General features: G+C 59.8%; 9 protein-coding genes and 2 pseudogenes. 8 read left to right on the top strand and 3 right to left on the bottom strand.

The features are described 5' to 3' along the window. Nucleotides 1-107 precede the first annotated feature (107 nt). The 3 genes from SAHL_RS15840 to SAHL_RS18545 all read left to right on the top strand — a co-directional run bounded on the left by SAHL_RS15840 (nt 108) and on the right by SAHL_RS18545 (nt 2,515). Nucleotides 108-557, top strand: a complete 450-nt coding sequence (locus SAHL_RS15840) for a tyrosine-type recombinase/integrase (protein ID WP_123592391.1) — start codon at nt 108-110, stop codon at nt 555-557. A 1,027-nt stretch (nt 558-1,584) separates the two neighbouring features. After that, a complete protein-coding gene (locus SAHL_RS17625) occupies nt 1,585-2,277 on the top strand; it encodes an exonuclease/endonuclease/phosphatase family protein (protein ID WP_148045589.1) in 693 nt (230 codons plus the stop codon). Then, nucleotides 2,234-2,515 carry a ComEA family DNA-binding protein gene (locus tag SAHL_RS18545; RefSeq protein WP_123592390.1) on the top strand — a complete coding sequence of 94 codons (282 nt, stop codon included), beginning with the start codon at nt 2,234-2,236 and terminating at the stop codon, nt 2,513-2,515. The genes SAHL_RS17625 and SAHL_RS18545 overlap by 44 nt, the downstream gene beginning before the upstream one ends. Before the next feature lie 210 nt (nt 2,516-2,725). On the opposite strand, the gene SAHL_RS15830 is transcribed toward SAHL_RS18545, so the two are convergent. The 3 genes and pseudogenes from SAHL_RS15830 to SAHL_RS15820 all read right to left on the bottom strand — a co-directional run bounded on the left by SAHL_RS15830 (nt 2,726) and on the right by SAHL_RS15820 (nt 5,156). Continuing rightward, nucleotides 2,726-3,157, bottom strand: a complete 432-nt coding sequence (locus SAHL_RS15830; protein WP_123592389.1) for a TA system antitoxin ParD family protein — start codon at nt 3,155-3,157, stop codon at nt 2,726-2,728. A gap of 182 nt (nt 3,158-3,339) precedes the next feature. Further along, nucleotides 3,340-3,849, bottom strand: a complete 510-nt coding sequence (locus tag SAHL_RS17620; RefSeq protein WP_148045588.1) for a hypothetical protein — start codon at nt 3,847-3,849, stop codon at nt 3,340-3,342. Between the two features lie 178 nt (nt 3,850-4,027). Further along, nucleotides 4,028-5,156, bottom strand: a pseudogene (locus SAHL_RS15820) (IS3 family transposase). Between SAHL_RS15820 and SAHL_RS15815 the strand changes: the two are divergent. The 5 genes and pseudogenes from SAHL_RS15815 to benD all read left to right on the top strand — a co-directional run bounded on the left by SAHL_RS15815 (nt 5,133) and on the right by benD (nt 9,959). After that, nucleotides 5,133-6,026 carry an AraC family transcriptional regulator gene (locus tag SAHL_RS15815; RefSeq protein ID WP_123592387.1) on the top strand — a complete coding sequence of 298 codons (894 nt, stop codon included), beginning with the start codon at nt 5,133-5,135 and terminating at the stop codon, nt 6,024-6,026. The pseudogene SAHL_RS15820 and the gene SAHL_RS15815 overlap by 24 nt on opposite strands. 224 nt (nt 6,027-6,250) lie before the next feature. Continuing rightward, the gene (locus SAHL_RS15810) at nt 6,251-7,621 is read left to right on the top strand and encodes a Rieske 2Fe-2S domain-containing protein (protein ID WP_123592386.1); all 1,371 of its coding nucleotides are present in this window, start codon (nt 6,251-6,253) and stop codon (nt 7,619-7,621) included. Then, nucleotides 7,618-8,109: a benzoate 1,2-dioxygenase small subunit gene (gene benB / locus SAHL_RS15805; RefSeq protein ID WP_123592385.1), complete on the top strand. Its 492-nt coding sequence runs from the start codon at nt 7,618-7,620 to the stop codon at nt 8,107-8,109. The genes SAHL_RS15810 and benB overlap by 4 nt, the downstream gene beginning before the upstream one ends. A gap of 53 nt (nt 8,110-8,162) precedes the next feature. Next, nucleotides 8,163-9,192: pseudogene (gene benC, locus SAHL_RS15800) on the top strand (benzoate 1,2-dioxygenase electron transfer component BenC). Then, a complete protein-coding gene (benD, locus tag SAHL_RS15795; RefSeq protein ID WP_123592384.1) occupies nt 9,189-9,959 on the top strand; it encodes a benzoate diol dehydrogenase BenD in 771 nt (256 codons plus the stop codon). The pseudogene benC and the gene benD overlap by 4 nt, the downstream one beginning before the upstream one ends. The last annotated feature ends 175 nt before the right edge of the window (nt 9,960-10,134 follow it).

The raw sequence follows: 10,134 nt of genomic DNA, 5'->3' as shown, positions 1-10,134 counted from the left end.
CCACACTTTCCGAGTCCGCCAAGGCGGCGTGACTCAAACCCACGAGCCTCCGGGAAACCCGGGTTGATTCAGCACGGCGTGCGCGCACGCCGCTTGCCTATTGGGCAATGCGCTGGGCGGAAGAATGCGGGATGCGGCGGGCCGAAATAGCGCGCCTCAAGCATAGCGATGTCGATCTCGAGACCAACCCGCCCATTATCGTCATCAGATTGGCGAAGACACAGCCTAGACGCTTCTACATGTGGCCACAGCTCACCGCGCTCTATAGAGAAGTAACCGCGGCGTTGGGAGACCCGACCCATGTATTCGGTGGCGTTCGACCGGACTCAATCACGCAAGCATTTGAACGTGTACGACGTGTCGCGAACATCTCCAACGAGGTGACTTTTCACTCATTCCGGTACGAGGCGAACTCGTGGATGGCCGAAAAACGAGTCCCTCGAAAGCTTCGTATGCAAATCATCGGTCATGTCTCTGATGAGATGAGCGACCATTACACCGAGTTCTCGGAAACTGCGGCTCAAATCATGGCAGACGCGTCTGAACAGAAACCTTAGAGAGAACGTTAGAGCGACAGTATCAACGCTGGCACTATCAATTGGCGATCGCAAGGGCGGCCTCTCACTCGCCATATTTGCCTTCAATCTATTAGCAAAAGACGCTAGCTGGTTACCCAACGCGCGACATCTTAATAACCATCTTGCAACCGGCCTGAATGATCGAGTATCGAGACTTGAAACCTGGGTTTCGCTCACGCGGTAGAGAACACCGTGATCCAAACGAATAACGGTTGGGACGGGCATCGAAGAGCGGCAGGAACGTCTCGCCGGCGGCGGCTGCGGAGCACGACCAGACGCGGCTCTTATGAGCTTGGAGAACAGCTCCCAGCGCCGCCGCGGTGGCACTACCGCCCATCGGTCCCGATTCGTCGGCGACAGAAAGTACGCGCCGCTCTGGCCAGGTCACGATGCCCCGCTGAGCTTTGTAAATTAAGCCTTCCGGATCGTCTGGATCCGGGACCGATTTTTACGGTACACCATGGGCGCCAGAACGTTGTCCTAGCGCAGTAGGCGTGTGTTGCAATCCTTGACTGAGCGACCCGCCTGCAATCGGCTGCGCCGCGGCGCAGCCAACGGTCATGGACACTAAGCCATACAATGCCGTCGGCGCCAGATCACCGAGTAAAAAAGTCGGTTTGCCGCTACCCTGCTGCCGGCCATGATGATCCGAGGCGTAGCGACGAGGCCCGCTATCGGGCGGCGCTACCATTACGCACCCAGCGTGATTCGGCGATCGGCCCATTCCTTGAGCGTAAACAACGTACGCGGTAGATGCCTCAATGACGGCATCCTGAATCCGAACGAGAGCGTGCATGGTGCCGGTCGACCGGGATGCTCATGAATAGTCGTACGCGATCGCGCTACGAGTGATTCTCAACTGAAATACTGCCTATATGAAACTTGTTCGGAAAAATCCCCCCTCCTCCAGCATTTCGCACTGGGGTGCGCGGCCGCTATTTTGCTCTTCGTTGTTTCTGTTTCAGCAAGTGCCGCGGTGCGCGTCGCGAGTTGAAACCTCAAACACTTGGGCTGGAACAACGACAAAGATCTCGACGCAGTAGCTGAAGTCATCGCCCGCTTCGATCTAGTCGCCCTCCAGGAAGTCATGAAGCCGGCGGCGGCCACTGCATTGGCCGACCGTGTATCGAAACGATCCGGGCAACCCTGGCAGGCAGTGGTCTCGCATGCGATCGGTGATTACAGCTACAAAGAGAGTTATGCATTCCTCTGGCGAGAATCCGCGGTCACCAACGACGGCGGCACAACCGTCTATCTAGATCCTGGTAACCGCTTTGCCCGCGAGCCGTTGTCGAGTCGTTTCACAGTTCAAGTCGATGGCAAGCCTCTATCGCTGACTATTGGGACCGTTTATATCGTTTACGGCGACAACAAAAGCGACCACACAGCCGAGATAGGTGAGCTCGATACCTATTGGCAGTGGCTCGGTGATACGTTCGGCGGCGAACGGATTATGCTGGGCAAGTTCAATATGCCTCCCACTGACTCGAGCTGGCGCGAGTTCGATGTGATGGCGCAACCGGCGATCACGCACGGCGCGAGCACGCTCGGTGCGCACGGTTATGCCAATCTTTACGACAATATCTGGACAGACGGCACGTTGCCCATCACTGATCAAGGCATCGCGCGCTATCCGGAATGGCTAGGCCTGGACCATGCCAAAGCACGGGCCCGTCTACATCGTTCTCGGGGATGCTGAGGTGAACGCAGATAGCGCGGGCAGCCCAGGCCCCACGCAAACCGGAAACTGTATCGATCTAAATCGCGGGACGCTGGCTGCCCTAGACGAACTCGAACACGTTGGACCGAGTCGCGCACAAGAAATCATTGCGCGCCGTCCGTGGCACCGTCTGGAGGATCTGACCCGGGGGTCTGGGCTCAGCGATGCGCGCGTGGCCGATATTGCCGGCAGCGGGCTGGTTTGCTCGCTACCCTGAGCGACTCAAAACGTTCAAAGCATCTAAGAATTACAACGTCGTTGGTCGGACGATGCGCCGACCGCGTTTCATCGGCGAAAAGGGGCTATTTCCGCCGGTTCATGCGCCGAGTCCGTTCTCGATGACGATCGACTCGCTGGGCGATGAGTAAACCGCCCACGCCGAGTCCCATCAGTAAAACGCCAAACACAACCAACTGGGCCAGCGCACTCATCGCGTTCCCAGTTTCGACATGTCGTAATCGGCCGAGCGTTGTTGGCGCTCTAAATCGGCGAAGAAGGAGTCTTCTTGCGGCGTGCGGTCGCGCATCCGCTGCATGAATGCAGCCTCATACACGGTGCGTTCGGCCACCTTCAGATCATCCGGCGACATGGCACCTGCGAGGGCAAGCTGAATACGGTCGTAATCGACCTCGTTGAGTACATCGTAAAACTGCCCAATGCGTGCCCAACGGTCGAGCTGGCCCGCTAAAGAGCGATTGGAGGAAGCTGCATTAGCACGTGCAGTATCAACGAGCTCGGATGGAAGCGTCGCTGCGACCCGTACAGCCCGACGCTTCGACGACCGCATTTTTTGCGTTGCGAGCCACCCCAGGGTCGCAACGGTCGCCAGTCTGAATAACGTGAGTCGAGAGATCGCCATAGCAGCTCCTAATAAGGGCAACTTCGGGCCCGGAATCGACCGGCGTGAACTTTCTTATACTCTACGCCTACCCTCTGCTGACATGCATCTTCTAGCGTGTGGAGCGGACTATAGAGTCCGTACACGACTATTTTGAAGCATGCAGCAACTCCCATCGCAGACCGTTGCCGCGATACTCGGGGTCACCAGAACGCCCCATTGTGATCAGCGCGCGCCACGTCCAAGACGCGTTTCGAGCCCTCAGATTTAAGTGCATCGATTGGGGCTACGCCATCGAGCCCTGGGTGGCGAGAGGTGAGCCAGAGCCAGCTGAAGTAGCTGTTGCCTAAAATCGCGATGAGGCTCGGCAAACCTTCGGGCAGGCGATCGGCATCGTTGAGCTGTGCTCTCGGATACCGGAAACGAGAGCCTGCACCCCGCACGCCGATCACTTTTCCATTGCGCCGCCAACGATGAATCGTCGAGCCACTTACGTCGCCCGCCACCTCTCCGAAACCGGCTGCTGTCAGGTAATAACGCTCATCCTCGAGTTGCGCTTCTGCGGCCGCCCATTCCGGATCCTTGCGCCATTCGACTATTAGCGCTCGATGATGTGCCTTCTGACGGGCCGCCTCGTCTCGACTCAGCTTGGCCTTGCGAGGTTTAGATCGCTTGAGTTGCGCATCGAGTGTAGAGCGAGCAACACGGTTCATATTGCCGACTATAACTATGTTCGACGCCTCAAGGTTCATATTATCAGCAACGCGAGGAAGCGCGTCAGTTATGCCCCCAGGCTTGGCTGGGACGAGCCTCTCTCCGGGTACTGGATGTTTGAGCTGGACCCCATCCATTGGACAGTCCGCAGCGATTTTTAAGTGATGACCTGCTAGGTTAAGCCGCCTGCGGTCGCGGCTGTGGGTCGAAGTAGACTTGATCGGGCGTAGCCCGATCAAGGCCCTGATGATGGCGCTTGGCGTTGTAGAAGGCGAAGTAATCAGCCAAGCCCGCTTTGGCGTCGCGCCCACTGTCATAGGCTTTCAAATACACCTCCTCATACTTCACGCTGCGCCAGAGCCGTTCGATGAAGACGTTATCCATCCAGCGCCCGCGGCCATCCATACTGATCGTGATCGCGTGGTCTTCGAGCACACTGGTGAAGGCGCTACCCGTGAATTGGCTGCCCTGATCCGTGTTGAAGATGTCGGGCGCTCCGTAGCGTGCGACCGCGCGCTGCAGGGCATCGACGCAGAACGCGTCGTCGAGCGTGTTCGAAATCTGCCAGGCCAGGACCTTGCGCGAGCACCAGTCCATGACGGCGACCAGGTATAAAAACCGCGCGCCATGGGCAAGTACGTGATATCGCTGGCCCAGACCTGGTTGGGTCGATCGATCTTCAGACCCCGCAGGCGATACGGATAGATCCGATGCCCCGCTGCCGGTCGTGACAAGCGCGGCTTCGGATACAAGGCGGTGATCCCCATGATACGCATCAAACGCTGTATGCGCTTGCGATTGATCACCAGGCCGTCTTCATCAGCCAGTGCATCGGCAATGCGTCGGCTGCCGAGAAACGGCCGCTCGAGGTGCAGCACGTCGATACGCTGCATAAGCCTGTGATCGGCATCCGATACCGGCTTGTGCCGATAGTAGACCGTCGATCGGGCGACATCGAGGACACGGCATTGGCGTGTGATCGGCAATGTGTGGCCGGGATCGATCATGGCCCGCCGCGCTTCGGGTCGAAGCGCGCGAGCCCGCGCTCCAAAAAATCGTTCTCCATCGACAGCTCACCGATCTTGGCATGCAGCGAGTCGATCTGGGCTTGGTTATCCGACGTCGATGGTCCCTTGTCGAACGTCTCGGTCGCGCCTTCGACCAGCTGGCGTTTCCATTGCATGATCTGGTTCGCATGCACGTCGAACTGCTGCGCCAGTTCGGCGAGCGTTCGATCGCCTTGCACGGCGGCGAGTGCCACCTTCGCCTTGAAGGCCGGTGAGTGATTACGGCGTTTGCGTCGCATAGTTGCTCCTTGGCCGGGTGTGGCCATTGTGGAGCAGATCATCACTTAGTGCTCTGTCCGAATTATGGGGTCCAGTTCAACCTATGTCGAATTCGTTATGGCAACCGTGTACGAGTAACTTCACCGGCGCTCGAAGACATCTACCACCTACAGATCGTACTGTCCGGGTCATGTCTGTGGAGGTATGGCAACGCTTCGCGCACGCTTGCTCCTGGCGACGTCCTGATCATCAACCCCGACGACGTGGTCGACCTCGTTTACTCTGACGATTGCGAAAAGTTCGTGGTCAAGTTACCGCGCCAGCTGATGCGGGATATTGCCGCCGACCCACACTCGATCCTTGAGCGCAAGACGCCCCGTTTCCACGCGCAAGTCGCGCGACTGGGCAAAATGCCAGGGCTCACCGAACTGCTTAGGCTCATTTGCCACGAAGCCAATACACCCTCCACAAGCGACAACGTTCGCATCCATTACGCCCGTGCCGTGGCCGCCAAGCTGCTCGAAACTTTGCCGCACCGCGGAGAAGCTAATAATCCTCTGCAAGCGCCTTTCAAACAACTTGTGGAGTTCATCGACGCGCACCCGGAAGGCCCTATCGATATCGATACGTTAGCGCGTTGCGCAAACGTCAGCCGACGTGCTCTTTACACTCTTTTCAAGCGCCACACAGGCGAGTCCCCAATGGTGTTCGTTCGCCGCCGCCGCCTCGAACGCGCGCGTGACCAATTACGTGCCGCGGTCGGCGAGACCGATACGGTTACGGCAATCGCACTCACACATGGTTTTACGCATTTAAGTCGTTTCGCGGCCGAATATCGACGCGCGTTCGGGGAACGACCCTCGCAGACCTTGTTTACTACGCCCTCTTAGCAAAACTGCAGCCGCGACTCTCCACCTCTAGGCGCCCCGTATCCTCCAGTTCTGGAAGGGTTGATCACAGAGAGCCACATCGGCTCTCTGTCTTGCGAGGCTGCGCTCAAATCCTTCTTAGATAATAACGTGCACGATTCGGATACAACTTTGCGGTATCCGGCTAGTCCGTGGTGCGCTCGAACCTGTGTAATCCAAACGCTAATCTTAAGCCGGAGGAGAAGATGCACAAGAACATCGATCAGATTGAAGCTAATCTCGCACACGCAGTTGAAGACGATCCCGAAACGGGGCATTTTCGCTGTCGTCGCGATATTTTTACTGACCCCGACCTGTTCGAACTGGAGATGAAACATGTCTTCGAGAACAACTGGGTCTACGTTGCTCACGAAAGCCAGCTTCCGGAGGCCAACGACTATTTCACCACCCATATCGGCCGGCATCCGGTGCTCATTACCCGTGATAAAGAAGGCGAACTGCACGCTTTAATCAACGCCTGCGCGCACCGCGGGGCCATGATCTGCCGCCGCAAGCATGGCAATAAGGGTACGTTCACCTGCCCTTTCCACGGCTGGACATTCAAGAACACTGGCAAGCTGCTAAAGGTCAAGGACAAGAAAGGCGGCGGTTACCCAGAGGGTTTTGATAGCGAGGGGTCGCACGATCTCAAGCAGGTGCCTCGCTTCGAAAGCTACCGTGGCTTCCTTTTTGCAAGTCTCAACCCGTTCGTGGTGTCGCTCGACGAGCATCTGGGCTCGACGCGAACCATCATCGACCAGATGGTCGATCAGGCCCCGGAGGGTCTGGAAGTGTTGCGCGGCAATTCGACCTACAGCTACGACGGCAACTGGAAGCTGCAGGCCGAGAACGGGGCCGACGGCTATCACGTCAGCTCTGTGCATGCGAATTATTCGGCGACTATGGATCGCCGCAACGACGAGGGCACACAGACCGTGGACGCCGACGGTTGGTCGAAAAGCGAGGGTGGCGTCTATGCCTTCGAAAACGGTCATATCCTGCTCTGGACGAATCTCCTCAATCCGGAGGTGCGCCCAGTATATGTCCATCGCGACGAGATCACCGAACGCGTCGGCGCCGAGCAGGCCGATTACATCGTCAACCAGAGCCGTAATCTCGGGCTCTATCCCAACGTCTTTCTCATGGACCAGTTCTCGACCCAGATTCGGGTGATCCGCCCGGTGGCGGTCGACAAGACCGAGGTCACGATCTACTGCTTCGCGCCCAAGAACGAGCCAGCGGAAGATCGGCGGCTGCGCATCCGCCAGTACGAGGACTTCTTCAACGTCAGCGGCATGGGCACGCCGGACGATCTCGAGGAGTTTCGCGCCTGTCAGGCGGGCTATGCGGGAATCGCCGCCCCCTGGAACGACCTCAGCCGCGGCGCGACCCACTGGCAGGCCGGCGCCGACGAAAACGCCCGCGAAATGGGCCTCGAACCAATCCTGAGCGGGCCGCGTACCGAGGACGAAGGCCTATTCGTCAAACAGCACGCCTTCTGGGCCGAACGCATGCAGCAGGCGTTGGACGCCGAACGCGCCGAACACACCGATACGCCGTCCCAGGAGGTTGCATGAGCGCGCTGTCGATGGAAGAAATCCGGGCCTTTGTGTATCGCGAAGCGCGGCTGGCCGACGACCGCGACTGGGACGCCTGGCTGGCCTGCTACGCGCCGTCGGTCGAGTTCTGGATGCCGGCCTGGGACGACGACGATCAGCTCACCGAAGATCCGCAATCGGAGATGTCGCTGATCTATTACCCGAACCGCGAAGGCCTCGAAGACCGAGTGTTCCGGATCAAGACCGAGCGTTCCGGCGCGAGCACACCTGAACCGCGCACCTCGCACACCATTTCCAACATCGAACGCCTCGCCGACACCGAGGACAGCGTGGCGATCCGCTTTAACTGGTTCACGCTCAATCAACGCTACGACCAGACCGCGATGTTCTTCGGCTGTTCGTTCTACACGCTGGATACTAGCGGCGAGAGCCCGTTGATCAGCCGCAAGAAAGTCGTGCTCAAGAACGACCACATCCACCAGGTGATCGACGTCTATCACATCTAGCGCGAAGCCGCGGCGCCGGGCATGCACGCCGGGCGCCGCGCCGGAGGACACCTATTACCTATCGTATCGCGATCAACTTCGAGGATGACGTCACCCGCTTCTTCGCGTGTGGCGAGAACGAAACCATTCTCGACGCCGCCTACCGACACAAGATCAATCTGCCGATGGACTGCGCCGACGGCGTCTGCGGCACCTGCAAGGGCCGCTGTGAACAGGGCCAGTACGATCTCGGCGACGAATATATCGAAGACGCCCTGACCGACGACGAGGCCGACGACAGACAAGTGCTGACCTGCCAGACGGTGCCGGCCTCCGATTGTGTGATCCGCATGCCGGTGGCCTCGCACGTCTGCAAACTGCAAACCCCAAAGCGTGACCGGCACGCTGGCCGGCGTGGTCACACTCAGCGATGATAGCTTCGAGCTGGGCGTGGACCTCGACGCCGGAACGCACCTGGATTTTCTGCCCGGCCAGTACGTCAACATCGACGTACCCGGCGAGGGCGCGCAGCGCTCGTATTCGTTCAGCTCGCGCCCCGGAGACAGCCACAATACCTTTCTCATCCGCAACGTCGGCAACGGCGTGATGAGCCGGTATCTCCGCGAACGTGCGCAAACAGGCGACATGCTGACGCTGACCGGGCCAATGGGCGCATTCTATCTACGCCCGGTCGAACGTCCGGTGCTGATGCTGGCCGGCGGCACGGGCCTGGCGCCTTTTCTTGCGATGCTCGCCGACCTAGCCGAACACGGCTGTGACCAGCCGATTCGCATGCTCTATGGCGTCAACGAAGACGCGCACCTGGTCAAATGCGACGCGCTCGACGCGCTCACCGAGCAGCTCGCCGATTTCAGCTATGAAACGGTCGTGGTCGACGAGCAAAGCGCACACCCACGCAAGGGCTATGTCACCCATCATCTGAGCGCCGATATGCTTCGCGACGGCGACATTGACGTTTACGTCTGCGGCCCGCCGCCGATGGTCGAGGCCGTCGAAGACCACTTCGACACCCTCGGCGTCGAGCCGCACGGTTTTTATGCCGAGAAGTTTCTGCCGCGCACGGTTAAGGAGAAAGAGGCATGAGCGCCGCGCGCTTCGAGGGCCAGCGCGTGGTGGTCACCGGCGCCGGCCAGGGCATCGGCCGCCGCGTCGCCGAATGCGCCGCAGCGGAAGGCGCACGGCTGGGCCTGATCGACCGCGCCGAAAACGTGCACGAACTGGCCGCGCAACTCGGCGGCGGCGCCCACGCGCGCCAGGCCAACCTGGAAGACTGGGACGAGGCGGAGCGCGCTATCGCAGCTTGCGCCGATACGCTCGGCGGCATCGACGTGCTCGTCAACAACGTCGGCGGCACGATCTGGGCACGACCCTACGGCGCCTATGAGCCAGCGCAGATCGAGGCCGAAATCCGCCGCTCTCTTTTTCCCACCCTGTGGTGCTGCCGCGCGGCGCTGCCCGCCCTGCTGGCTAGCGGCGGCAATATCGTCAACGTTTCCTCGGTCGCCACCCGCGGCGTGCACCGCGTGCCCTACGCCGCGGCCAAGGGCGGCGTGAACGCGATGACCGTATCGCTTGCCTTCGAGTACGCTGAGCAAGGCATTCGCGTGAACGCCGTGGCCCCCGGCGGCACCGCGGCGCCGCCACGCGTGGTGCCCCGTAACAGCCAGACCCAGACCGACGAGGAAAAAGACTGGTATCAGGCCATCGTCGACCAGACTAAGGCGACCAGCTTTATGGGCCGCTACGGCAATCTCGACGAACAAGCCGGGCCAATCCTGTTCCTCGCCTCGGATGCGGCCAGCTATATCACCGGCACGGTATTGCCGGTGGCCGGCGGCGACAGCGGCTGACGACGGGCAAACATGAGCTGTGCCGATCGCATAACACGGCCGAACCGGGCAACTCGAAAGCCGGCGGGCGCGTCTTCGGTTCGGATCGCGAGTTCGCGCGAGGATACGCAGTTCGCTGCGAGGCGACGAGTCTGCGCTCGTCGTCCTGGCCCCCGGCACCGGGGGGATTCGATGG

This window comes from Salinisphaera orenii subsp. halophila YIM 95161 (genome assembly GCF_003732545.1).
Lineage (GTDB): Bacteria > Pseudomonadota > Gammaproteobacteria > Nevskiales > Salinisphaeraceae > Salinisphaera > Salinisphaera orenii_A.
The sequence above is the reverse complement of the archived record's forward strand: the minus strand, read 5'-3'. Positions and strand labels throughout refer to the sequence as shown.

What these genes read in the sequence shown, in the direction of transcription:
- SAHL_RS15840 (WP_123592391.1), top strand. Translation starts at nt 108, where the DNA reads ATGCGCTGGGCGGAAGAATGCGGGATGCGGCGGGCCGAAATAGCGCGC.
- SAHL_RS18545 (WP_123592390.1), top strand. Translation starts at nt 2,234, where the DNA reads ATGCCAAAGCACGGGCCCGTCTACATCGTTCTCGGGGATGCTGAGGTG.
- SAHL_RS15830 (WP_123592389.1), bottom strand. Translation starts at nt 3,157, where the DNA reads ATGGCGATCTCTCGACTCACGTTATTCAGACTGGCGACCGTTGCGACC.
- SAHL_RS17620 (WP_148045588.1), bottom strand. Translation starts at nt 3,849, where the DNA reads ATGAACCGTGTTGCTCGCTCTACACTCGATGCGCAACTCAAGCGATCT.
- SAHL_RS15810 (WP_123592386.1), top strand. Translation starts at nt 6,251, where the DNA reads ATGCACAAGAACATCGATCAGATTGAAGCTAATCTCGCACACGCAGTT.
- benB (WP_123592385.1), top strand. Translation starts at nt 7,618, where the DNA reads ATGAGCGCGCTGTCGATGGAAGAAATCCGGGCCTTTGTGTATCGCGAA.
- benD (WP_123592384.1), top strand. Translation starts at nt 9,189, where the DNA reads ATGAGCGCCGCGCGCTTCGAGGGCCAGCGCGTGGTGGTCACCGGCGCC.